This is a genomic window from Helicobacter fennelliae (assembly GCF_900451005.1).
In the GTDB taxonomy this organism is placed as follows: Bacteria; Campylobacterota; Campylobacteria; order Campylobacterales; family Helicobacteraceae; genus Helicobacter_B; species Helicobacter_B fennelliae.
Map to the genome: position 1 here is coordinate 66023 of NZ_UGIB01000001.1, position 25741 is coordinate 91763.

General features: G+C 37.1%; 24 protein-coding genes. 15 read left to right on the plus strand and 9 right to left on the minus strand.

The features are described from left to right. Positions 1-132: 132 nt before the first annotated feature. Positions 133-3804 carry a DNA polymerase III subunit alpha gene (gene dnaE, locus DY109_RS00435; RefSeq protein ID WP_034549218.1) on the plus strand — a complete coding sequence of 1224 codons (3672 nt, stop codon included), beginning with the start codon at positions 133-135 and terminating at the stop codon, positions 3802-3804. 467 nt (positions 3805-4271) lie between these two features. Here the strand turns inward: dnaE and DY109_RS00440 are convergent, their stop codons facing one another. The 8 genes from DY109_RS00440 to rplM all read right to left on the minus strand — a co-directional run bounded on the left by DY109_RS00440 (position 4272) and on the right by rplM (position 10670). Further along, complete coding sequence (locus DY109_RS00440) at positions 4272-5216, minus strand: thiamine pyrophosphate-dependent enzyme (protein WP_023946348.1); 945 nt, start codon at positions 5214-5216, stop codon at positions 4272-4274. 14 nt (positions 5217-5230) lie between these two features. Next, positions 5231-6454, minus strand: coding sequence for a 2-oxoacid:ferredoxin oxidoreductase subunit alpha (locus tag DY109_RS00445; protein WP_023946350.1), 1224 nt, complete (start codon positions 6452-6454; stop codon positions 5231-5233). Positions 6455-6457: 3 nt separating this feature from the next. Then, positions 6458-6856 carry a 4Fe-4S dicluster domain-containing protein gene (locus tag DY109_RS00450; RefSeq protein ID WP_034549220.1) on the minus strand — a complete coding sequence of 133 codons (399 nt, stop codon included), beginning with the start codon at positions 6854-6856 and terminating at the stop codon, positions 6458-6460. Positions 6857-6879: 23 nt separating this feature from the next. After that, positions 6880-7440, minus strand: a complete 561-nt coding sequence (locus tag DY109_RS00455; protein ID WP_023946355.1) for a pyruvate flavodoxin oxidoreductase subunit gamma — start codon at positions 7438-7440, stop codon at positions 6880-6882. Positions 7441-7599: 159 nt separating this feature from the next. Beyond that, positions 7600-8319 carry an HAD family hydrolase gene (locus DY109_RS00460; RefSeq protein WP_023946357.1) on the minus strand — a complete coding sequence of 240 codons (720 nt, stop codon included), beginning with the start codon at positions 8317-8319 and terminating at the stop codon, positions 7600-7602. A gap of 19 nt (positions 8320-8338) precedes the next feature. Next, a complete protein-coding gene (locus tag DY109_RS00465; protein ID WP_114996921.1) occupies positions 8339-9757 on the minus strand; it encodes an MATE family efflux transporter in 1419 nt (472 codons plus the stop codon). Positions 9758-9848: 91 nt separating this feature from the next. Next, positions 9849-10238, minus strand: a complete 390-nt coding sequence (gene rpsI, locus DY109_RS00470) for a 30S ribosomal protein S9 (protein WP_023946363.1) — start codon at positions 10236-10238, stop codon at positions 9849-9851. 12 nt (positions 10239-10250) lie between these two features. Further along, positions 10251-10670: a 50S ribosomal protein L13 gene (gene rplM, locus DY109_RS00475; RefSeq protein ID WP_023946365.1), complete on the minus strand. Its 420-nt coding sequence runs from the start codon at positions 10668-10670 to the stop codon at positions 10251-10253. A gap of 361 nt (positions 10671-11031) precedes the next feature. On the opposite strand from rplM, the gene DY109_RS00480 reads away from it, so the two are divergent. The 8 genes from DY109_RS00480 to DY109_RS00515 all read left to right on the plus strand — a co-directional run bounded on the left by DY109_RS00480 (position 11032) and on the right by DY109_RS00515 (position 17833). Beyond that, entirely contained in the window at positions 11032-11346 is a 315-nt protein-coding gene (locus tag DY109_RS00480) for a UbiA family prenyltransferase (RefSeq protein WP_147291148.1), read from the plus strand. Next, entirely contained in the window at positions 11306-11905 is a 600-nt protein-coding gene (locus tag DY109_RS00485; RefSeq protein WP_115737714.1) for a UbiA prenyltransferase family protein, read from the plus strand. Before DY109_RS00480 ends, DY109_RS00485 begins: the two co-directional genes overlap by 41 nt. 62 nt (positions 11906-11967) lie before the next feature. Beyond that, a complete protein-coding gene (locus DY109_RS00490; protein WP_115737715.1) occupies positions 11968-13698 on the plus strand; it encodes an ArnT family glycosyltransferase in 1731 nt (576 codons plus the stop codon). Between the two features lie 2 nt (positions 13699-13700). Then, entirely contained in the window at positions 13701-14936 is a 1236-nt protein-coding gene (locus DY109_RS00495; protein ID WP_023946374.1) for a DUF2029 domain-containing protein, read from the plus strand. Beyond that, the gene (locus tag DY109_RS00500; protein WP_023946375.1) at positions 14923-15393 is read left to right on the plus strand and encodes a GtrA family protein; all 471 of its coding nucleotides are present in this window, start codon (positions 14923-14925) and stop codon (positions 15391-15393) included. Before DY109_RS00495 ends, DY109_RS00500 begins: the two co-directional genes overlap by 14 nt. A gap of 328 nt (positions 15394-15721) precedes the next feature. Next, on the plus strand, positions 15722-16084 hold the full coding sequence (locus DY109_RS00505; protein ID WP_023946379.1) for a DMT family transporter: 363 nt from the start codon (positions 15722-15724) through the stop codon (positions 16082-16084). Positions 16085-16086: 2 nt separating this feature from the next. Beyond that, the gene (locus tag DY109_RS00510) at positions 16087-17079 is read left to right on the plus strand and encodes an NAD-dependent epimerase/dehydratase family protein (RefSeq protein WP_023946381.1); all 993 of its coding nucleotides are present in this window, start codon (positions 16087-16089) and stop codon (positions 17077-17079) included. Between the two features lie 34 nt (positions 17080-17113). Continuing rightward, entirely contained in the window at positions 17114-17833 is a 720-nt protein-coding gene (locus DY109_RS00515) for a hypothetical protein (RefSeq protein ID WP_023946383.1), read from the plus strand. Positions 17834-17959: 126 nt separating this feature from the next. Here DY109_RS00515 and DY109_RS00520 read toward each other — a convergent pair whose 3' ends face one another. Further along, positions 17960-18760: a hypothetical protein gene (locus DY109_RS00520; RefSeq protein ID WP_023946384.1), complete on the minus strand. Its 801-nt coding sequence runs from the start codon at positions 18758-18760 to the stop codon at positions 17960-17962. Between the two features lie 101 nt (positions 18761-18861). On the opposite strand from DY109_RS00520, the gene DY109_RS00525 reads away from it, so the two are divergent. The 6 genes from DY109_RS00525 (at position 18862) to DY109_RS00545 (ending at position 25726) form a co-directional block, all read left to right on the plus strand. Continuing rightward, positions 18862-22050 carry a RecB-like helicase gene (locus tag DY109_RS00525; RefSeq protein ID WP_115737716.1) on the plus strand — a complete coding sequence of 1063 codons (3189 nt, stop codon included), beginning with the start codon at positions 18862-18864 and terminating at the stop codon, positions 22048-22050. Between the two features lie 91 nt (positions 22051-22141). After that, positions 22142-23002 carry a glucose-1-phosphate cytidylyltransferase gene (rfbF, locus tag DY109_RS00530; protein WP_034549135.1) on the plus strand — a complete coding sequence of 287 codons (861 nt, stop codon included), beginning with the start codon at positions 22142-22144 and terminating at the stop codon, positions 23000-23002. 103 nt (positions 23003-23105) lie between these two features. Then, a complete protein-coding gene (locus DY109_RS00535) occupies positions 23106-23693 on the plus strand; it encodes a hypothetical protein (protein ID WP_114996908.1) in 588 nt (195 codons plus the stop codon). Further along, a complete protein-coding gene (locus DY109_RS00540) occupies positions 23690-24541 on the plus strand; it encodes a glycosyltransferase 61 family protein (RefSeq protein WP_023946393.1) in 852 nt (283 codons plus the stop codon). Before DY109_RS00535 ends, DY109_RS00540 begins: the two co-directional genes overlap by 4 nt. Positions 24542-24543: 2 nt before the next feature. Then, positions 24544-25047, plus strand: coding sequence for a hypothetical protein (locus tag DY109_RS11215; protein ID WP_181894608.1), 504 nt, complete (start codon positions 24544-24546; stop codon positions 25045-25047). Next, complete coding sequence (locus tag DY109_RS00545) at positions 24947-25726, plus strand: class I SAM-dependent methyltransferase (protein WP_181894609.1); 780 nt, start codon at positions 24947-24949, stop codon at positions 25724-25726. Before DY109_RS11215 ends, DY109_RS00545 begins: the two co-directional genes overlap by 101 nt. The last annotated feature ends 15 nt before the right edge of the window (positions 25727-25741 follow it).

Consider the following 25741-nt stretch of genomic DNA (forward strand, 5'->3'; position numbering starts at 1 on the left):
TTATTTATAAATTCTTTTTGGCTTTGATTTTTGTCTGTATCTTTTTTTGAAATCTTTATGCAAAAATTTAAATCTAACCAAATCATAAAGACAAAAAATGTAAAATCCAACTATCAAAATCAATACATAAATATGGAGCAGAATATGAGTTATACACATTTGCATTTACACACAGAATACTCCCTGCTTGATGGAGCAAATAAGCTTGATGTCCTCGCCAAAAAAGTCAAAGAATTAGGTATGACAAGTGTTGCGATGACTGATCATGGCAATATGTTTGGGGCTATTGATTTTTATACCAAAATGAAAAAAAACGGCATAAAGCCAATCATAGGTATCGAAGCGTATTTGCATAATAACGAGAATCTAGGCGATAAATCTGTCAAACAACGATACCACTTGTGCCTCTATGCCAAAAATCAAGAAGGCTACAAAAACCTTATGGCACTAAGCTCCAAAGCCTTCATACATGGATTTTATTATTACCCCCGGATTAACAAACAACTCTTGCGCGAGCATAAAGAAGGCTTAGTGTGCTCTTCGGCTTGTTTGGCGGGCGAAGTCAGCTGGAATCTCAACCTAAGCGAGCGCAATCTCAAATTTGGAGCTGGCGGATATGAAGCTGCCAAAAAAGCTGCTTTAGAATATCAAGATATTTTTGGCGAGGATTTTTACCTTGAGCTTATGCGCCATGGTATCCCCGAGCAAGAGCGAATCGATGAGCAAATCATTCAGATCTCAAAAGAAACGGGCATAAAAATCATCGCAACAAATGACGCACACTACCCCACAAAAGATGACGCGAGCTTTCAAGAAATCGCTATGTGCGTGGGTATGGGTCGGACAATGTCAGAAAAAAATCGCTTGCGCCATAGCGTCAAAGAATTCTATGTCAAATCACCACAAGAGATGCAAAAGCTCTTTGCAGACATTCCTGAAGCATTAGCCAACACCCAAGAAATAGCGCAAAAATGCAACCTTGAAATCGATCTCAAAAATGAGTCCAATCCACCAACCCCACCTTCATTTAAATTCACTCAAGAATACGTCACCAAAGAAGGACTAGATATAAAAACTGATGAGGAGTATTTCAAACACAAATCAAGAGAGGGCTTAAATGAGCGACTCAAAAATATACCCGCAGAAAAATACCAACTCTACAAAGATAGACTTGAATACGAAATAGACATCATCTCAAAAATGAACTTTCCGGGCTATATGCTGATTGTGTGGGATTTTATCAATTATGCCAAGCAAATGGGGATTCCTGTGGGTCCGGGCAGAGGAAGTGCGGCTGGAAGTTTGGTAGCTTTTTGCCTTGGGATCACCAATATCGATCCGATACAATACGATCTGCTGTTTGAGCGGTTTTTGAATCCTGAGCGAATCTCTATGCCTGATATTGATACAGACTTTTGTCAGCGCAGACGAAATGAGATTATTGATTATATGATCCAAAAATATGGCAAATACAATGTCGCACAAGTAATTACCTTTGGTAAAATGCTCGCAAAAGGCGTGATACGCGATGTGGCAAGAGTGCTTGATATGCCTTACAAAGAAGCTGATGAGTTTGCAAGGCTTATTCCTGATAAATTAGGAATCACTCTTCAAGGCTACGAAAAAGATGGCGCATGGATAGATGGCGCGTGGGAGCTTGAGCCCAAAATCCAAGAGACAATCCAAAACAATGAGCTTGCCAAAAAAGTATGGGAGTATTCACTAAAGCTTGAGGGCTTTAATCGCAATGCCGGCAAACACGCAGCTGCACTTGTCGTTGATAGCGATAATGAACTATGGAACAAAACCCCGCTTTATGCAAGCGATAAGACAGATGGAATGATTGTTACGCAATATTCTATGAAATATTTAGAAGCAGTGGATTTGGTGAAGTTTGACTTTTTGGGGCTTAAAACACTCACTGTGATTGATGATGCACTCAAGCTCATCAAAGAGCGATATGGGCGGGATATTGACTTTTTGAAAGAGGATTTTAATAATCCTGAAGTCTATAAAATCCTCCAAAGTGGCGATACACTTGGGATATTCCAAGTAGAATCTGGTATGTTTCAAGCTCTCAATAAACGACTTAAACCCACAAACTTTGAAGATATTATCGCTATCATTGCTCTAGGACGCCCTGGTCCTATGCAGTCTGGAATGGTTGATGATTTTGTAGAGAGAAAGCATGGATTGCAGCCTATCACTTATATGTTTGATGCGCTAGAGCCAATTTTGAAGCCAACTTATGGGACGATTGTGTATCAAGAGCAAGTTATGCAAATCGTGCAAGTTATAGGTGGATTCTCGCTTGGAGAAGCGGATTTAATTCGTCGGGCAATGGGAAAAAAAGATGAAAAAATTATGGCAGATAATAAACTTAAATTTGCCAATGGTGCGCAAAAAAATGGCTATGATAGAGCAAAGGCTGAGGAGCTTTGGGATTTGATTGTGAAGTTTGCAGGCTATGGATTTAACAAATCTCACTCTGCAGCCTATGCGATGATTACATTTGAGACAGCATATCTTAAGACATATTATGAGCATGAGTTTATGGCAGCACTTCTTACAAGCGAGTCAAACAAAATAGAATCTGTCGCAAAATACATCGAAGAAGTCAAAAACTTAAACATCGAGATTCTGCCTCCGCATGTCAATATCTCTAATCAACACTTTGGCGTTATTGACGCGACAAATAGCAACGATGCTCCAATCAAAAAAATCGTATTTGGGCTTGGTGCGATCAAGGGTGCTGGTGAAGAGCCATTGCGCAATATTATCGAAGTAAGAAAAAAAGATGGAGCATTTAAAAATCTAGAGGATTTTGTTTCGCGAGTGGATTTCTCTAAGCTCTCAAAGCGGATTCTCGAGCCATTAGTCAAATCAGGAAGCCTTGATAATTTAGGCTACACGCGCGCGAGTATGATTGCCAATCTTGACAAAATCTGTGAAATCGGACGCAACAAAGAAAAGCTTAATAATTCAGTCGGAGAATCTTTATTTTGCGATGCACCAGAAGAGCTTTCATCAAATATACAACTCAATCTTGAGCATATTCCTGAGCTTGATCAAAAAAGCCTTTTTGAATACGAATACGAATGTCTAGGAATCTATGTCTCCGGACATCCTATGGAAGAATACAAAGATATGCTAAAAAACATAAAAGGAGTCGCCAAAATCTCGCAGCTTGACGACTTAGAGGTGGGCTCAAATGTGATGATTATCGGCAAAATCATAGACATCAAAAAGAAAGTCTCCAAAAAATCCGGCAGACTTTATGGAGTCGTCAATATCATGGATCTCTCTGGCAATCTTGAGCTTAATATTTTTGAGAAACATTTAGATATGCTTGATAGCATTGATACAGGCATTCCTATCGCGCTCAAAGGCAAAATCGAAGACTATAACGAAACCATAGGCTTTAAATTATTTGAAATACTGACTTTAGAGCAAGCCAAAGAGCAAAAAATAAAACTGAAATTTAAAGCCAAAAACGAAGAAAAAGCGTTAGATTCTGATGTGGAATCTAATCTAGAATCTAGCGAAATTATTCCTATTGATATGAAGCCAAAAGAGCTAGAGGATTCAACTTGTCCTCTAGCAATTATTTTAAATACAAGTATCCAATCCCAACAACTCCGCAAAATCTCAGAATACGCCAAAAACAATAGCGGCACAAGAGAGCTTCGACTTGTCGTCAAAGAAAACGCTCATGAATATGTCTTTATTAGCGAGTTTAAAGTCAGTAGCACAATTAAACGTGAGTTTCAAGACTTTGAGTGGCAGGATTTAGTTAATGCATGAATAATTTGAATAGATATTGCGTATAAGATTCTAGAATCCAAAACAAAATACTTTGCCTCCCTCTATGTCTTAGGCTTATCGAGGAACTCCATAGGGAATCAAACCAGAATCTATTTTAGACCTAGATTCTATGAAAACACAAAAAAAGCGTGTAAAAAATTCTAGATTTTAAGATGAGTTTGCAAGGGCTTGCAAGGGCTTGATAGATTGTGAAGTTTTGAGTGAGGAAATAGAACTTCAAAGAAATAAAACTCATGGCTCATTGACGAAGCAAAACAAATCTCGTAGCTCAAATCGCTTAAAAGCTAGAATTTAGATTCTATATTATTTTGACGCACTCTGCCCGTCATTCTTAGGCTTGTCGCAGTTCTAGCCAATACAGAACCTAGATTCTGTATTTTGAGTTATTACATAATAAAATTGCGTTTTTCTTTTATGTATTTTTTAAATTCTTTATACTTTAATTCTTATAATTTTGCTTCTTCCCAACGTTGCAAATGCTCCCAACGTTCTGTAACTTCTTTTTGAAACTGCTCAATGATATGTTCGTTTTCTGGCTTAAAGAGATGCTTAAATCTTCCTTGTGCGCCCAAATAATCACGAATAGGAACGATATTTTTTGGTCGGTATGTGATGTGAAGCTCGCGTCCATTGATGATCTCAAACAATGGAAACGCCAAACTATCAACCGCTAAATCTGAAATATCAATCGTGCGATTAGATTCAAATCTCCATTCTGTTGTGCATGCGCTCATCGCGTTGATAAAAGTCGGTCCTTGCGTATCAATAGCCTGCTTGATTTTTTTATTCATATCTTTCCATTTGTTTGGAGCGACTTGCGCGACATAGGGGCTTCCATGCGCTGCCATCACAAAAAGTATATCTTTTTTGCGCTCTTTTTTGCCATAGCTTGTGCTTCCTGCTGGCGTCGTAGAAGTGCTCGATCCAAGAGGCGTAGATCCACTTCTCTGCCCACCGGTATTGGCATATACTTCATTATCAAGACAAATATAAGTCATATCATGTCCTCGCTCAAAGCAACCACTAATCCACTGAAACCCAATATCATAAGTGCTACCATCTCCGCCAAATGCCACGAATTTTGGCTTTTCTCCTTTGAATTTGCCTTTTTTGGCAAGGGCTTTATACATCGCCTCAGCTCCAGCCACAGCAGTTGAGCCATTTTCAAACCCTATGTGAATCCAAGGCACATCCCAGCTTGTATGAGGATACACCGCAGTAGAAACTTCCAAACAACCCGTAGAATTGCCGATGACAATGGGTCCATTCACTGCATTTAATACTTCACGCACGATGATACCATGTGCGCAACCCGGACAAAGAAGGTGAGAGCCTTCAAATTTTTCGGCACTTCTTGAAAATTGTTTAAGATTCTTTACTTCTGTTACCATAATGCACTCCTTAATTAATAAAAACTCATTTTTGTCCCGCGCAAGCCAATGAACTGCTGTGTCGGACATACTAATTTGCCTGCTTTTGCATTACTATCTAGCTCTTTGAAAATAGCATTAAGATCAACTTGAGTAATATCGCGCTCGCCTAGCCCATAAATATAATTATTAAGCACTGGGTGATTTGAATCTTTTGCTTGATACAATGCCGCTGCAACCTCATTAAATAACGCTCCCATCGCGCCTGCGGGCGAGCTTTTATCCATAATGCCAATGGCTTTGGCGTTTTTGAGTGCGAGGGCGACTTCTGTATATGGAAAAGGTCGAAACATTTTTAAGCACACAACGCCCGCCTTAATCCCTTGAGCGCGTATATTGTCGGCTGCGACCATTGCAGATTCTGCTGTCGTGCCAAGTGCAAAAATAATCACATCAGCATCATTAGCCTTATAGCTTTCAACGATTTTGTGCTCTCTGCCTGTAAGTGCTTTAAACTCCGCAAACACACTCTCAATCACTTCTTTTGATTGCATAAGTGCATTATGCTGCTGTGCTTTATGCTCATAATGCCACTCTTCCTCTGCTTGCGCACCATAAGTAGCGGGGTGCTCAAAATCAAAAAGCGCATTTTTGCTTTGGTATTCTCCGATGAATTTATACGCAACCTCATCGCTCAATGGTCGGACATTTTGAGCGGTATGAGAGCACAAAAACCCATCTTGATTTACAATCACGGGTAATCGCACTCGCATATCTTCAGCCACCCTAAAAGCAATGAGATTTAAATCATACGCATCTTGTGGGTTATTCGCACATAAATTGATCCACCCAGCATCGCGCCCCAAATACATATCAGAATGATCGCCATGGATATTAAGCGGAGAAGCCAAAGCCCTATTGACAAGATTAAGCACGATAGGCAAGCGCATTCCTGAAACTTGATAGAGCACTTCAATCATCAACGCAAAGCCTTGAGAGCTTGTAGCTGTCGCGACTCTACCGCCTGCAGCAGCCGCTCCAGCACACGCACTCATCGCGGCGTGCTCGGATTCTACAAGCACAAACTCACCATCAATATATCCATTGCCTACAAAAGTCCCATAATTTTGCACGATAGGCGTTGATGGGGTGATAGGATACGCAGCAACAACATCAATTTGAGCCTGCCTCATAGCTTGGCATGCAGCGGTATTTCCGTCCCATACAACGACTTCATCTAGTTCCATTTGTTTTGCCATAGCTTACTCCTCTCTTTTTTTCTTTTCTTCTTTGGCTGGCCATTTCTCTAAGGCACTCGCATTTTCTTCATGGGTATTAAACATCAATAAAGATTTTGGATTTGTAGGGCAGACATCTACACATACTCCACACCCTTTACAATGTGCGTAATCAACGCCATTAAGCTTATCATCTCTTGCCATAATCGCACCATCTGGGCAATACACCCAGCAATTAAAACAATTAATACAAATTGAGCTATTATGCACAGGCTTATCAATCCGCCAATGCGCGACACTCATTTTAAACGAACTCTCATCTGTGTAATCACGCTCGTTATTGTGCTGCTGTAATACCTCTAATCCATCTTTTTGAAATGGAAAAAGCACCGAACCAATTTCTAATTCATTCCAACCTTTCATATTATCATTCATTATCTCCTCCTTTATTTGACCTCGTCATAGGCTCTTTGGATCGCCTGCATATTTGCATCAATAATAGACTGAGGAAGTTTTTTGCCCAAAACCTTTGTAAAAGCTTTTTTGAAATACTCAATTTCCAAAAGATTTGAGATTTTGATAAATGCCCCAAGCATAGGTGCATTTGGGATAGGTTTGCCTATCGTATCTAAAGCGATTTGAATACAATCAAGTATATATAGTGTTTTGCCTTGTAGCTCGGGCTTTTTGGCGATAAGCTCTTCTTTTGATAGATGTGTCGTGATGATGTATTTTGTATTTGGTTTTTCATGGACGCAAATATCAGTGATAAAAACAAGCCCCGGATCAATTACTAGCACATAATCTGGCTCCATATATTTCTCGTGATTTAAGATAGGTTTATCATCAATCCTATCATAAGCACTCATCGCTGCTCCTCTTTTGGCAGAACCATACAGAGCAAAAGCTTGCACTTCCTTGCCCGTTGTCGCGACTACATCAGCAAGCCCCTTTGCTCCTGTAACTGCACCCTGCCCTGCTCGTGAATGCCATCTGATTTCTAGCATAGATTCTCCTTTACACTTTGTGATGTTGTTGTGATTTTTGCATTGTCAAATATTATCAAAAGTCTAAAAAGGATTTTACTATTTTTTATTTAAACCCAATTAAAAACGCAGATAAAAAGACAAAGACTTAAGATTTTGTTTATAATAGTAACAGAAAATTTATATCTTTTGGATATACAAAACAGCGTCATATATAGTGTTAAAACTTAATTGTGTTTCTTTTTGTAAATCTTTTCCAAACCCATTCTTCACCCAAACGCTATTGATTTTTGCATTTTTCGCAGCCTTGATGTCATATATCGTATCGCCTATCATGTAGATTCTCTCTTTTGGTGTGATAGGAAAAAAATTCAAAGCCTTTAAAATCGGCTCTGCATCTGGCTTAGGACGATCAATATCTTCACTTCCTATGACGACTTGAAATAGCTTCAATAACCCAAAATGCTCCAGAATCTGTTTTGAATATAGCGCAGTTTTGGTCGTAACAACTCCAAGGTGAGCAAATTGAGAAGCGAGGATTAGGGCTTCTGTAGCGTAAGGCATAAGTTTTGTTTTTTCAATGCAGATTCTGCGATAATGATTTTTGTATCGGATAACGCGCTTTTTGGACTCTTCCTTATCAAATCCGACAAAACGAAACATCTCCTCTAATGGCAAACCAATCAAGCCTCTCACCTGCTGCAAAGTCGGCTTATAATCATCTTCACACGCCCTACAAAAACTCTCATAAATCCCCTCCGCAGAATCTAAAAGCGTGCCATCTAAATCAAAAAGTATGATTTTTTTCTCGCTATCTTTTTCGTTTTCTTGAGAGGTGTTTTGGGATTTGGCTGATTGATTTGAGGAGGTGAGAAATTTTGTTTTCAAAAACTTAATCATTTTTCTTTCCTTTTATTGTTTATTTATCTTTGTTTGCGGTTATGGCTTTTGGACGTGATTTTTGCCATAGCAATTTTCCGCTCTGTATTTTTCCAGAAAAAATGCCAAACTTTATCTCATAACACATCACAATAACTGCAACCACAAAAGCGCAACTCTGCGCGATAGGATAGCTTAGCCACGCCCCATAGATTCCATAGTTTTTACTCATTATTGGCAAAATCATCACAAGAAACAAAATCGTATAGCAAATTGTGATGATAAATGAGCTTCGTATGCGCTGAACGGATTGCAAAAATATCGCACATACCATATTTACTCCCAAAATAATATAGCCTGAATAATAAATAGGCATAGCCTGTATGGTTTGATGAAAAATCTCTATACTTATCTTAGAATCTTTATCTTTCAAAAAAAGCCCAACCATATACGAATCAAAATAAAAAAACAACCCATACACAACCCCACCCATAAGCAAAACCATAAAAAGCGAAAAAAACAGAATCTGCTTTAATCTTACAAAATTGCCCGCTCCATAATTAAAGCTTGCTAAGGGCTGAAGTGCTTGCGTAACGGCAAGTAAAAATGTAAAAAACACAATCCCGCAATACATCATAATGCTATAAATTTTCACGCCAATATCGCCAACTATCGCTAATAAAGTTGCATTAAACACAAGCATAACAATAGCTGCTGAAGCCTCTGAAACACTCTCTGGAATCCCTGTTTTTGATGATGAGATGATCGCTGCAAACGAAAATCGCGGTATAAAATAGAGCTTGCCTTTTTTAGTCAAAAAATGAAGCACCAAAACACCAAACCCAATACAATGCGCTAAAAGCGTAGCCAAAGCACTTCCTTCAATCCCCATATCAAGCTTAAATAAAAAAATATAATTTAAAATGATATTACTCAAAGAGCCTATAACCATTGCCAAAGTCGCTAAAATCGGTCGCTTGTCATTGACTACAAAAATATCACTCAATGGGTGCAGGATAAAAAATGGCGTGCCTAAAAATATGATACGAAGATAAATTAGTGCTAATTCTTTGATATGCGCACCAATGGGCTTTTTTGCGACAAGCAAATCCAGAATCTGATCGCAAAACACAAACCCAATCAACCCTATCAAACACGCAACAATCGCTACAAAATAAAAAATCGAACTAAACACAAGTCTCGCGCGATGCGATTGATCTTTGCCTAAAAAATACGAAACAATAGCCGCTCCACCAAACCCAAACAACAACTCAAAAGCAATAAAAAGAGGAAATATAGGCCAGCAAATACCAATCGCAGCCAATCCATCTTCGCCTATTTTTTTGCCAACAAAAATACCATCAATCGTAGAATAAGTCGAGAGTGCAAGCATTGCACATAAAGCAGGAACAAAATAATAAAAAAATAGCTTGATAATAGAATCTTTTTTGAGATCCATTAGAGACTCTTTATATGACTTAAACCAAATTCAAACCAAATGAACTCAATCCAAAATATCCAAAAAAGCAGCCCAAAAAGACTGCCAAAAATTATCTTTTTGAGAATTGTGGGCTTCTTCGCGCTTTTCTTTTTCCGTATTTTTTGCGCTCAACAACCCTTGAATCACGCGTAAGCAAACCTTTTGGCTTCAAAATCGCACGAAAAGCAATATCATAAGCATTCAAAGCCTTTGAGATTCCATGTCGCAATGCTTCAGCCTGCGCAGAATACCCTCCACCAAAAGTAATAGCTGTAATATCAACAGATTTTTCTTGTTTTGTCAAAACAAGTGGTTGCAATACTTTTTTCTTAATCGCTTCATGACCGCCAAGCCACTCATCAAGCCCCATATCATTAATAGTGAGTTTTCCCTTTCCGCTATGAAGCCATACTTTTGCGATGGCTGTTTTTCTTTTACCAGTTGCATAAACTTTTGCCATAGAGTATTCCTTTTATTTGCTTGTTGAAATTTGAGCGGTGTGAGGATGCTCACTGCCTTGATAAACTTTGAGTTTTTTTATCATCGCTCGACCTAATTTTGTTTTTGGTAACATTCCGCGCACTGCAAGATAATAAAGCTTTTGCGGATTTTTTTCTAGCATTTCTTGAAGTGTTTTGGATTTTGTGCTTCCAAAGTATCCAGAATGCGTGAAGTATTCTTTATCTTGAAGTTTCATTCCAGAGAATTTAACTTGCGTTGCATTAATCACCACAACGAAATCCCCACAATCCACATTTGGCGTAAAAGAAGGCTTATGCTTCCCGCGCAAAAGAACTGCTATCTCTGTAATCAACCGACCAAATGTCTTGTCCTTCGCATCGATAAGATGCCATTGGCGAACTACATCGCTCGCTCTGCTTGATTTTGTCATATTCATAACTCATTATCCCTTATCATTAAGCTTGACTAATAAAACCGATATTATACATTTCAAATATTAGATTCTGCTTAATTTAATATTGATATAAGTAAATGCAACAAAAAGCGATGAATATTTTTTAGACAAGAAGTTTGCAGATTGCAGGAAACTTGCAGATTATAGAATAACTTTCATAAACTTTCATAGTGGAATTCTAAAAATTGATGTATTAAGTATAGTTTTTTAAAGGTTTTTTCACTATAATGCCCTCTTTTAAACTGCTTAATTTGAGGCAAAAACTCTCTTTGCTTTAAATTTATATTAGGAATGTATTTTGGGTTTTTGTAGCACTCTAGTCGCATATATAACTCTAATGAGACCATATCAATGGAGTAAAAATTGCTTTATCTTTGCTCCAGCATTTTTTGCTTTTGGATCTTATCCTCTTACTTTCATAAAACCTTTGATTATAAGTTTTTTTGGCTTCAGCCTTGTGTGTAGTGCGATTTATATATTCAATGATATTTTAGATAGAGAATCTGACAAGCTCCACCCAAGCAAAAAATTTCGCCCCATAGCAAGCGCGCTCATCTCGCCTTATAAAGCAGGTATTTTTAGTATATTCCTAATGGGGGGGGGGGCTTATAATGCTTTATGTTTGCCTCTCCTCCTTAAGTCCCAAGCCTAATTTTTCACTCTTTATTCCTGTTTGTTTTTATATATGCCTCAATTTTGTTTATTCTACTTTATTCAAACATTTTGCCATTATTGATATTTTTTGTATTGCCATAGGATTTGTCTTACGACTTTTTATAGGCTCTATTGTTATTAATATAGCCCTTTCAGAATGGATAGTCATCGTTACATTTTTGCTCGCATTATTTCTTGCTCTTGCCAAAAGGCGAGATGATGTGATTATCTTAGAAAAAAGTGGCACAAAAATGCGCAAAAATATCGATGGCTACAATCGCACTTTTTTAGATATAGGAATGAGTATCTCAGCTTCATTGGTTATGATCTCTTATATATTTTACACGATTGACGAAAGCGTGCAAGAGAGATTCCATACTGATAAACTTTATTTTACCTCTATTTTTGTGCTTCTTGGTATTTTTCGCTATATGCAAATCACATTTGTAGAAGAACAAAGCTCTAGCCCTTCAAAAATCCTCCTCAAAGATAGATTCTTGCAATGCGCTATTTTAGGCTATATATGTAGTTTTGTTGTGATTATCATATTGAAATAAGAGATGAAAATGCAGAATCTAAATACAAAACCTAAATTTAACCCCAAAACAAAGGAAATAAAATGAGTAAAAATATACCCCTTTATATGATACTTCTTGCCTGCTTTTTAGTCTTTGTTTTTATGGACTATCGCTATTTAGATGTTGAGTTTTTATCGCTAAGTCGTGGCGATGAAATGCCTCAATTTTTGCAATTACAAAAAATGTATGAAGGGCTTATTGAGCTCAATATAAAAAAATTATTTGCATTTGAATTTTACAATTATGGTTTTGCATATTATATTCTTAATCTCTTTATAACATTGCCATTTTGGATAACCCAAAACTACGAGCTTGCTATCTACGCTCCTAGAATCTTAAATGCTATTTTTAGCCTTATGAATGTAGTTTTACTTTATATCATAGCAAAAGCTATCTTTAATCGCCTTACTGCATATTTGCTTGTGTTGATTTTTATCACAAGTCCTGGATTCTGGCAATTTGGATTTATGTTTAAACCGAATGTATTTCAAGCATTTTTTGTGCTTTTGAGTGCATATTTCTTACTCAAAGATTCATTTTACTTTGGGAGAAATTATACTCTAGGCTGTGTTACTTTAGGGCTTGGTGTAGGATTAGCCAAATTCCAAGCTGTCATGTTTTTGCCACTGCTTTTTACATATATTGCTGTGCCATTTTGCTTTGAGCGTAATGCTAAAGCATTCAAGCTCGCATGCAAAAGAATTATTTTAAGCACTTGCGGAGTTATAGCACTCTTTATTCTCACCAATCCCTATCTCTTACATCCACGAGGAATGCGTGCTTGGTGGAGTATGTTTGAAGGAAATATGAAGAGCAATGCAACTAATCATGGTGCTTACACGCAAGTAAGCTTTAGCGATAAGATATTTCAAGTGATTGATTTTTATTATTTTGAGATTCTTGTTTTTATTGCTTTGCTTGTGCTATGTGGCATTGTATTGTGGCGATGTGTGAGATTACTTAGAATGTCTCATTTTAATTTCAATGCAGAATCTAATACAATGCTTTGCTTTGGGGTGATTGTTTTTGGAGGGTTCCTTATCTCTTTGGCTTATTTGTTATTTTTTGTCAATAAAACATGGGGAGATTATTACTTTAGCACCATGCTACTTGGTATGCTTTTGCTTGGCTTATTTAGCTTGCGAGATTTATTTAGAATACAAAACAAACAAATAGCCTTTAATGCTGCTGGGGGGGGGGGCAAGAGATTATGCGGAAAATTATGTCAAAGATTATATGTCAGCATATTGTGCGGATTCTTGGCATTACAGATTCTAGGAGGATTTATGAATGCATCATATAAGCAAGTCTTTAATAAATATAATGTCAATTTAGATTCTGCATACAGCTTGAGTGATGAGATTGTCGATATGCTAGAAAAAGTAGCACCCAAAAATACTGCATACAATATCATTACAGATACACCAAATTTCAGGTATTTACAGCTTGGTTTAGAGCCAAAAAATATCTATCAAACTTTTGGATTGCTTGATCCTAGAAATTTTGTATATGAAGAATGGAATAAAGAAACTCATACATTTGAATTTGTGCCAAAAGACTTCATCATCATAAGCAAATCTTCCAAATGGCTTAATCCAGATTCTATCTCTTTAGAGAGAGATAAACATTTTGCCACAAGTGTGCGCACACTTCAAGCACTATTAAATAATAAATTACCATTTGTGCTTATAGCGCAAAGTAAGCATTTTATGGTTTTTAAAAACATTGACACACAACACACTCTCATACAAAATACACCAATAAAGGAATAATTATGGATTCTTTTCGATTAATACACTCTAAAACTTCAGGCTTCTTTACTCGCTATCCTCAATGCAAATGGCTATTTTTGGTGCTTTTAGGTTTGATTGTTTTAAGATATGGCTATCTTAGTTTTTTACAAGCCATGCAAAGCTCTCTTGATATGCAATGGTATCCAACAATACAATTTTGGGGATTAGGAGCATTTGAAAATAATGCAATTAATCCATATCTAGCATATTTTAATGGTGATACATTTATGGCAAATAATCCAAACTATATGCCAACACTTTATTTTTTGATGTTTCCTTTTGGGCTTTTAGACTGGGAGGGAGCAAAGGCTAGTTTTGCTATTTTTAATATTATATGTTTTCTTTTGACTTTTTTTGTTTTTTGGCATCATGGCATATCAAAAGCGTTTTTATGGCTACTAAGCATACTTGTAGTTGTAGGCTACACATTTCCTAATGTCATAGGAAATGGACAAATTGCTATTTTTGTGGGATTGTGTGTAAGCATTGCGTATTGTTACAGACATAAGCCTCTTGTTTTGATTGTGGCATTAATACTTATCGGGGTAAAACATTCCTTTGCACTGCCTATATTTTTGGGATTTTTCTTAGCGGGTTTTAGAAAAGAAGTGCTGATAGCATGCGGGGTTATATTTGCTATTGTGTGTGCTTTTGCATTCAAAGTAGATTCTAATCCATTTGAGATTCTGTATCTTATGTCAAAAGTCAATAGTATGTATTACAACGCGAACGCATTAGGTGGTCCTAGCGATTTGTTTAGTCTTTCTCAAAAAATTTTCCACACACCTTATTCGCCGATTGCTCTTATTAATATCTGCATATATCTAAGCTTTATTGTCCTTGTCGTAAAATACAAGCCTAAAGATTCTATAATCATTGCAAGCTCTATTTTGCTCTCACTTTTTTCTCTTCCACATTTAGGATATGATCATTATATGTTTTTTGTTGCTATTATCATCGCCAAAGACGCGCTCAAAACGTTTGATTGGCGTATGATTGGGCTTATTGGAGTGAGTTTATTTTTGTGGCGTGGAGCATTTTTGAAGCCATATATAGATACTTTAAGTCAAAAAATACTTTATACTCTAAAAGTGCCAATGGGGGGGGGGCAGACTCATTGGGCTATGGATATGGGGGTTGTTTTTTGCTTTATCCTTTGTGTGGTGCTTATCGTTTTATTTTATGCAATCTTAAGAGATAAAAATGCCACTCATTAATCATAATACAACCCTTATTAAATATTTGTGTGTAGGCATTATGGCAACTTTGATTTTCTATATCAGCGCAAATTGTTGTAAGGCTATCGGATTGCAAGCTTTTGTGGCGACATGCATTGGCAATGTAATAAGCTTTGTATTTGGCTATTTTACACAAATGCGTTGGACATTTAAAGCCAATCCTAAGCACAAAATTATGATCCCGCGTTATATATTTTTATTGTGTCTTATATTGCTTTATGGAGAATCTATAATTTTACTTACACATATCTTTCACTTAGATTCATATATTCCTTACTATCTCATAAGTGCATTTATCGCTCTAAGCGTGCCACTTTTTTCATATCCATTGCAAAAATTTTGGGTTTTTAGTATAAATTCTCAAAGCAAGAAAAAAGCCATAAAAACAAAAATACCAATGGGGGGGGGGCAGACTATAAACAGAAAAACTCGATAAGTTACCATAACCCAAACCTAAAACCAAACCTAGCAAAATTCTTTTATTTTTTTCAATCCTACAAACTCTCTTTTTTTAAGTTTTATTATTTCTTTGATTCTAGTTTTGTTTATAGAATCTTGATTGCATTTATTATATTTTTTAACCACCACAAAACATTTTTCACATCAAAAATATTCAATATTTATAGATTCTGCCCTCAATCTCAAATTATATATTTATCATCTTTGCTTTTATGCTTTGATAGATCACCTCTTTTTATGCTTACTTTATCTTTATCGTTTCATTCAAATCGACACCAAAACCAAGCCCATACCAAGGAGATATTATGATCGCTTTTATACCGCTTATATTGCTATCTGTGATGCTTAATGCCACCGCACAACTCGTGCTCAAAAAAGGCATGATGAGTCTAGGCGAGCTAAGTTTTAGCTTTGAGTTTATATACAAAGCATTGTTTAACCCCTATATTCTTGGAGGATTAGGGATTTATGCCATAAGCATTGTTTCTTGGCTTATTGTGCTTGCTAAAGTCAATGTAAGCATCGCATATCCATTTTTGAGTCTTGGATTTATTTTTTCAGCCATTGTGGCTTATTTCGCGTTTGGCGAACCTTTAGGAGTTTTTAAACTCATAGGTATTGCTCTTATTTGTGTAGGGCTGTTATTTCTCACTTTAGCAAAAGGATAAATATGCGTTATATTGTGATTGGTGGAAGTGGCTTTGTGGGCGTTTATACGATTTTTGCATTACAAGAAGCTATGCAAACAGGAAGGTTAAAACAAGGTGAGATTCTGTGTCTTGATCTTATACCAAATGAAACACTTACAAAACAAGGATTCTGCACTTTTGTAGCTTGCGATATAAGCAAAACTATAGAGTTTGAGTTTTTGCAAGATGATATTGTAATCGCTCTAGCAGCAAGGGCATACGCACCACCTCCTCCAAAAAACATAGATTTAGAATCGTATTTTATGGAAGTTAATTTTTATGGCACACAAAAAATCATTCAAAAAATGCTAAGCAATAACTGCACGCATCTTGTTTATTTTAGCACCGATATGGTCTATGGCAAACCACAATACCTTCCGATAGATTCTAGCCACCCGCGCAATCCTTTTGGATGGTATGGAAAAAGCAAAGTAGAATCTGAAAACCTCATCTTTGCGTATCGTCAAAAAGGCTTGAAAGCGACTATATTTCGCCCTAGAATCATCGTAGGAGCTGGAAGATTTGGCATACTCACAAAGCTTTTTAAACTTATAGATTCTAATCTTCCTGTGCCACTCATTGGCAATGGCAAAAATTGCTATCAAATGATAAGCGTGCTTGATTGCGCTCAAGCTATCATTTGCGCTTGTGCCAAAAACTGCCCAAATTGTGAATTTAATCTCGGATCAAAATCACCCCCGCCAATCAAAGTGCTTTTAAACACCCTTATCCACAACGCACACTCAAAATCACTCCTTATACCAACCTACGCAAAAGCCATAAAAGGTATATTGGGGTTTTTGGAGATGTGTGGGGTGCATTTAATGTATAAAGAGCAATACAAAATTGCTGATGAAGAATACATCGTTGATATAAGCAATGCCAAAGAGATTCTAGGCTGGGAGCCAAAATATAGCGATGAAGATATGCTTTTTAGTGCGTATAAGGAATACAAAAAATTAAAAACATTATAATGACATCTACAAATTTATTAACAAGGAGTCCAAAATGGGATTTGGAAATACGCATTTGCAAAAACTACGCAAAGTTGGTCGCAAAGTTGTTTTGCCAACTGATGAAATACAAGCCATACTAGAATCTAAGATTGATTTTTCTTCTCTTACAACTATCGTTGATTTTGGGGCTGGGACATTATTTTGGAGTGAATATTTTGCCTCAAAGCTTGATAATAATGCTATGGGGGGGGGGCAGAGCAACAATAATCACCCCAATCACCCCATCAGCCAACCTAATCAACCCAATCAACACGTTCAACTCAAAATAGCCCAAAAACAAGTCATAGCTATCGATTCAATCTATCAAAACTCTCCACAAAACCTCTTGCCAAAAACTTCCTTTAGCAATATTATTTTTGCAAGCGATATATTCCAGATTTTAGAATCAAAAATGTGTGATATGTTTTTTGCTAGCGATGTGCTACACCATTTAGGATTAGATTTTTATCACGCGCTCTTTAATGCTCTCACGCAGGCACAAACACAATGGATCGTCATTAAAGACATCGATGCAAATTACACATTTGGCAATTTTGCAAATACAATGCATGATCTACTTATCAATGGCGAAAGAGTGCGCAAAATCTATCCACAACAAATACAGACATTGTTAGAATCCAAAGGCTATAAAACTTGGAAATTTTTTCTACCTAAACTTTGGTATCCTCATTTCTTGCTTTTAGCCCATTTACAACCAAACAACAAAATCTAAGCAAGTGAAAAATTAAAAATAAGTCAAATATTGAAAATATTTAAATTGTAGATTCTGATAGTCTAGATTCTCAAAACCAAACTATCAGAATCTCCAGAATCTCTAAAATTTTAAAGTTTGTAAGATTTAGAATATAAACGCAACAAAGAGCATAAATTTTTGATAATCAATATTATACAAATCTCTTCCTCTTTGGCGAGTGATGCTCATTGCATCTGTATCAAGGCTATTATTGATCGCGGCAGAATCAAACTCTGTGCCATCTTTGCGGTTTGTCATCGTCCCAGCAATATAGCGGAATCCGATATTAATCACATTGCTTACTTTATAGCCAAGTCCGCCACCATAAATCAACCCATCATAAGTCGTCTGAATAGTTGGGTGCGCGCCACGAGCTAGAGCATTTGTATAAGTATCTTTCATAAAGAGCCAGCCATACCCGACAAGTCCGACAATATAAAATCCATTTTTCTCAATCCCTATCATCGCAGGAAGCTCAATCCCCCAGCCTGCAAGCCCTGTGGATTCATTTGTCTCAAATGGGCGATGATCAGTCAAAATATTTGACTTACCACTTACGCTAAGATAAAGCGGAAAATTAAGCTCAACGCCCGCTTGAAAATTAAACCCACCAATCGCGGATTCTATCGTCCTAATATACGCATGATAACCTAAATCAACAGCCCAATAATTTGCGCTACCAAGCATTGTATAAGAGCCACCTACTGAACCTTCATTAAAGATATACCACCTTCTTGCTCCATTTTTACCACTTGTAGAGCCAGAGACAAATGTCCCGCTTGCAAATGAATTTGTAAAAGAACTTTGTGAATTTTTAAGATTCTTGTATGCCTGATTCCCCGATGGCGCAGCATTGAGGATCGCGCTTGCTATTCCCACCATAAATAAAAACCTTAAACATTTCATACGATACTCCTTTTTTAGATTCAAAATTCTGATATTATATCGCATTAATAAATAATTATTTAAGCTATTGCATTTTATAAATTTCACAAAGCGAGAAAACAATGTCGTTACATTCAGACTCCATACAAACCCAAAACTCTTACCAAGAATCGTTTTTAGCCCTCAAAGCTTCTGCTGGAAGTGGCAAAACATTTGCACTCACAATCCGCTATATTAGCTTACTTTTTTGCGGGGCTAGCGCAAATCAAATCCTTGCTATCACTTTCACCAAAAAAGCCACATCAGAGATGTATCAGCGCATAAAAAGCGCACTCTATGAGCTTGCCAATCTTGATATATATCCAGAATCTAGCTTTTTTAAAGTCTTGCAAGATGAGGGTTTGAGCGCAGAATCTATCCGCAAAAATGCCCATAGAATCTATCTTGAGTTTTTAAATTCCACGACAAAAATTCTTACCATTGATGCATTTTTGCAATCTGTTTTGAAAAAATTTTGCTGGTATATCGGGCTTTGTCAAGACTACAAACTCCTAACTAGCAACAAAGACGCACAAGATGAGATTTTGGAGCTTTTTTTGGGGCATCTCTATCGCTTAGATTCCCGCTCTAATTCTTCCAAAAACAAATATCACCCATTATGTGATTTGGCGACATTTTGTCAAAGTCTTGATATTAAACCGCAGTCATTTATATCATTTGTGCAACGATGTTATAGCGACAAAATCCACTTCTCGCAAGACTTTTTTAAGCAATTTGACTATCCAAACACACAGCACTTACAGCCATCTATAAAAGCCTTGCAAGATAAAATCCTCTCCACCGCCACAGCCCTAAAAGCCCTAATAAACGCGCAGCCAGACGCAAGCGATCGTGCCAAAAATCTCATCAAAAATGAAAACTTCAAACAACTGCTAGGCTTAGGAGAATATGATACAAAACTAACTTGGATAGAAAAAGACGTAGAGCACAACTATTGGAATAAATTATTTGCCACAAATGAGAATCTCAAGAATGATTTTACACAACTTTTAGAGAATCTCAAAAATGATTGTTTGCACTATTTTAAGTTGCGCGATGAGATGATTTTTACACAAATTGCCTCTGTGCTTCATTTGTATGACAAAGCCATAAATCAATACATACGCAAACATCAAACCCTAAGCTTTGAAGATAGCACGATAAAAGCCTATGAATTGCTTGCACTTGGCAAAGATTTGGGCGGAATCGATCCGTTGTTTTTTTATTTTCGGCTTGATTACCAAATCAAACACATTCTCATCGATGAATTTCAAGACACAAGCCATATCCAATACGCGATTTGTAAGCCCATTATCGATGAGATTTACTCTGGAGTTGGACAGAGCTTTGGCGAGCGAAGTGTGTTTTTTGTGGGCGATACAAAGCAGAGTATTTATGGATTTAGAGGCAGTGAGAGTGGATTATTTGAGCAAATCAGCACCAATCCTCAAATCCAAACGCGCAATCTCCCGCATAATTATCGAAGCTCTGGAATTGTTTTGGATTTTATCAATACCTATTTTCAGCATATTTTTGAAAGCTATATCCCACAAACTCTCCCCAAAAACTCAAGCAAAGCAAATCAAGGCTTTGTCAAAATCACCACACAAAGTGATCCTGTAAATGGCGTCATAAACTTTGTCCAAGAGCTTTTAGATTCTGCGATTAGTCCTAGCGATATTGCGATTTTGTGCTTCAAAAATGATGATGTGCTAAGTATCAATAGCGCGCTAAAAGAGCATTTTGGCGAGATTGATACAACCTATGAAGGCACAAAGGGTGCAAGTAAAAAAAGCGTCCGAGCCCTCAAAGCCGCGTTATATTTTTTGGCATTAGAACAATCAAATCCCGCAGAATCTTATGAGCTAGATTCTAACATCTCTAGCGCACTAGATTCTCACGCTTTAGATTCTTGCACTTTAGATTCTAAGATTTTAGATTCTCGCGCACTAGAATCCAAAAACACAGCACAGCCAAAAACACCGCAAATAAACACACAAGCACAATTACAAACACAAGCGCAATTTTATCTCTATGAGTTTTTAAAACTCTGCGGATTTAGGGTATTTGACAAAACAACCAAAACACCCACCAATGAAACACCCCATGATGAGATAGCCTCCGATACAGCGACTCTGCAAGCTCAAAAACAGCTTCTTTTACAATGCTACAAACCGCGCCCAAGTGAATGTATTTTGGCGATTATGAATACTTTTGAAATCGTTGATAAAAGCGCGCAAATGCTCCTTGAATGCGCTATGTCTTACCAGAATCTAAATGACTTTTTGCAAGATCTAGAATCTATGGAGCTCAAAACCCCAAAAGAAAGTGCCAATGGCATACAGATTATGACAATCCACTCATCAAAAGGGCTTGAATTTGAGTATGTGATATTGTGCGATAGGCTAAATCGCAATCCGTCAAATGCAGAATCTATTATTTTTTCAGAATCCAACACGCCATTTTTTAGAATCAAAAATCGCGAAATCTTTGATGAGGAATTCAAAAATGCCAAGCAATACAGCAAGCAAAAAGCCCAAAACGAAGCTAATAATGTGCTTTATGTGGCTTGCACGCGAGGCAAACAAGGCGTAATGATCGCCGCTACAAACAAAAAAACAAAAGAAGGCAAAATCCAAAGCGCATTTGCTTCACTCCTTTGTCTCATAAATCCAAAATTTGATCCCCAAAGCACGCAAATACTTCTCACGCATGGTGCGCCACATTCAAAGCACCCATCTACCACATATAACAAACCACTTCCAAAAGTCCTCAAACAGCAGTATTTTGGCACACAGCACATAGAAATCAAAAATCAAGACTCACCGCACTTTGATCCAAAAAACATTCAGTTTGGAGAGGCTCTGCATTTAGGTTTGGAATACGCACTTGGCTACAAAAGTCAAAACCAAATCATTTCACATATACTTTTTTATCATTTCGGGCTTGAAAAAGCCACAAACACTCATATCCTAAAGTATATAGACACGCTCAAAAATGAAGCCTTTATCAAATCTTTGATACAAAATAAGCAGATTCTAGTTGAGTTGCCACTTTTGAGTCAAAACACACTCAAACGCATTGACATGCTTGCATTTGATCACACAAACATCGTGATTTTAGATTACAAAAGCGGAATCCAAAACAAAGCACAGCACATTCAGCAAGTCCAAGGCTACATTCAAGATATTCAAACCCTCTATCCGCACGCCAAAGTCGAGGGCTATATCGTTTATGTGCGAGATGAAATTCTCTTGCAAAAAGTTGAATAAACTCAAAAACTTAAGATATAATGGCAAGCTTGATAAAAAATAACACAACAAACAGCAAACAAAACAAGCAAATACAAGGGGCGCAAGGATTATGAAAGTTTTGATTCTAGCAGGTGGCTTTGGCACGAGATTATCAGAAGAGACTGATCTCAAACCAAAACCTATGGTTGAAATCGGAGGATACCCGATTTTATGGCATATTATGAATATTTATAGCCATTATGGTTTCAATGACTTTATCATACTCACTGGCTACAAAGGGCATATTATCAAGGATTTTTTTATTAATTATTACACAAGATATAGCGATATTACCATTGATATGAGTGATAATTCTTTAAGCATACATCAAACACGCCACAAACCATGGAAAGTAACAATGCTCTATACCGGGCAAGATTCCATGACTGGAAGCAGAATCCTAGCTGCGCAAAAATATGTGCAAGAAAGTGGTGATAAACATTTTTTGCTTACTTATGGTGATGGCGTAGCAGATATTGACATTCCCAAAACCATAGAATTTCACAAATCCCACAACAAAGCTATCACAATGACTTCTGTCCTGCCTGATGGCAAATTTGGCGCACTTGATATTGACCCTCAAAGCCACCAAATCAAAAGCTTCACAGAAAAACCAAAAGGCGATGCAAGCGATAAAAGCCACACTGGTGCTGGCTGGATTAATGCTGGATTTTTTGTGTGTAATGTGAGTGTGTTTGATTATATAAAGCAAGCAATGCACACTCCAAATGATATGAGTGTAGTATTTGAGCAAAGCCCGCTTGTATCGCTTGCCAAAGATGGCGAGCTTTATACATATCAGCATTTTGGATTCTGGAAATGTATGGATACACTCAAAGACAAAAACGATCTATGCAAAATGTGGCTTGAAGGCAATGCGCCTTGGGCGTTGTGGCTTGATACACATTCTCAAAAATCCCAAAAATCCTAAGGGGTTTGTCAAGGAAGTCTCAAAAAAATCAAAAGAAAGTCAAAAATATGCAAAGCGATTTCAAAAACTTAAAAAACATCAAAAAAACATCAAGGAGCAACAAATGACAAAGACAAAAACAATCAAAGTAAATATATCGCCACTTATTGCTGATGATTCGGCAGAATATCAAAGTCTAGCAGATAGTCAAAAACAATGGGGTATGCAAGATACCAATATAAATTCACTCAACACGCGAGGCGTCAAAAACAAACCCGTAGAAATCAAGCGAGATATGGAATTCAAACTCAGTCCTTTTGATATTTTGCATTTTGATGAGATAGAGCTTCTTACAATAAGTGGCGGGGCTTTTTATAACGGGCATGTGATCCAAGAAAATGCTTGCGCGTTTGGAGAGCATAAATACATAAATGGCGTTTATAACACTTTCAAACAACTTCAAAAACGACTCTTTATACCGACAAATCTTTCAGAACTTAAGCAAGATATAAAAATAATCCTTAGCGCGCTTTTTGGTCGCGAGCAAAAAAGACTTGCCAATAACGCCCCAAAAATCCTCTTTCACTCACCAAATTGGGATTGTTTTTCGCATTTTAGCTTTGAAGAATTTCCTAGACTTCTTGCCTGTCTCAAGGCTATCCTTAAAGCTAAAAATATGCAAATACCCGAAGGGGGGGGGGCAATGAGATGAGTAAAGCTCTAGATCAAAATCTTTGTGCGGATTTTCATTGCACGGATTTTCAAAAACTGCGCGAGATTAATTTTGATGAGCTTATCATTATCGCGCCAATTAGAGATGCCACATCTTTCAAGCAATACATCTACCCTGCACTCCTTAGTATCACCAAAGAGCACAATCCAGATTGTGAATTTGCAATTTCTGAAAAAAATATAGTCTGTGTCAATAGCGTTAAACTTCCTCAAAAAATGCTTATCAAAGCCCGCAATGTATTTGTCCCAACGCAAGTTAAATACGACAAAGAGCACCTTAGTTTTGCTATGGAGCATTTAAGAAAGTTTTATTATGATGAGAACTTTGATAAAGGCTGTGAGAGAATCTATATCTCAAGGGCAAAAAGCGCAAAGCGATTTCTTGTCAATGAAAAAGAATTTAGAGAATTTATAGAAAAGAAATTTGGCTTTAAGACGCTCATAATGGAAGAAGTAAGCTTCAAAGACAAGATTAATTATCTCTCTCGCGCAAAAGTTTTATTAAGCGTTGATGGCACTTCGATTATGAATTATGCGTATATGCAAGGTGGCAAAGCGGTTGCTTTAAGGGTAAAAGATTTTCCAGAATATCCTTTTCAAACCATATTTGGAGTGGATTTTCTACCGATTATCTGCGATATAGATACACCCGTAGAGACAGATTTTGGATATGGCGCAGTAGCTCCTACGTGGTGGGCTTCAAATATCAAAGCTGACATTCCTTATATAGAATCCAAGCTCAAAGCCTATGGCATAGAGCCTATAAGTCAAAATCCAAGCACGCAAGCAAATACACACTTAAAGCAATCAAACACACCAAAGGAGTAACAATGCAATGCCCAGCCTGTGCAAGCACAAATATTAGTGATTTTTTTTACAAAGACAAAGTCCCCACACTTCAGAATGTCCGATACACCGATAAGCAAAGCGCAATGCAATGCAAATGTGGCGAGCTTGATCTCAAAGTATGCCAAGACTGCGGAATGATCCATAATTTCGCTTTCAAAAGTGAGTTGGTAACTTATGATACATCGTATGAAAATTCCCAATTTGAATCAGACATCTATAAAGTCTATATTAAAGATTTGATTGCGCTTTTGCGCGATAGATTCCAAATCAACCAAACAAAAATAATCGAAATCGGTTGTGGCAATGGCAAATTTTTATCACAACTTATCAAAGCGACAGATTCTAGCGGAATCGGCTATGATCCAAGCTTTAAAGAAAGCCTTAATGGGGGGGGGGGCAGAGAAAATACAACATCAAAGCACAAACCAAGAGCCCAATACATCAAATCACAAATCCCAAACAAAGTCAAATCTAATGTCTTCTAGCCCAAATCTTACTATCAAGCCAAAGCTCTATGATGCAAGCCAAAAGCAATGCGACATCGGGCTTGTCGCGTGTCGGCATGTTATAGAACATATCCAAAACCCACACATCATGCTTGAAGGCATTTACAAAAGCTTAGAATCAAGCCCAAATGCACTTGTGTTTTTTGAGACTCCGCGCCTAGAGTGGATTCTAGAAAATGATGCATTTTATGACTTTTTTTACGAACATTGTAACTATTTCACTAAATCCTCACTGAATGCGCTTTTTTCTCGATCTGGATTTGAAGTGCTTGAGATTGTAGAATCTTTCCAAGGACAATACCAATTCATCTTTGCCAAACCACGCAAAAAAGCGTTATACAAAGACTTTTTAGATTCTAGTGTAAAATCCAAAGATACCCTCTCACACACACTCAAATCCTACAAAAATGTAGCTATTTGGGGTGCTGGAGCAAAAGGCGTAACCATAGCCAATGAATATGATAATATTTGCTGTGCGATTGATATTAATCCAAACAAGCAAAACTGCTTTATCCCAAAATCTGGACTAGAGATTCTCTCGCCAAAGCAAGCGTTTGAGCGATATAAGATTGATTATGTGCTTGTGATGAATCCAAATTATCTTGATGAAATCACAAGCACACTTCAAGGCTATAATGTCAAAATAGGAAGTTTATAAGATTATGAAGAGGTA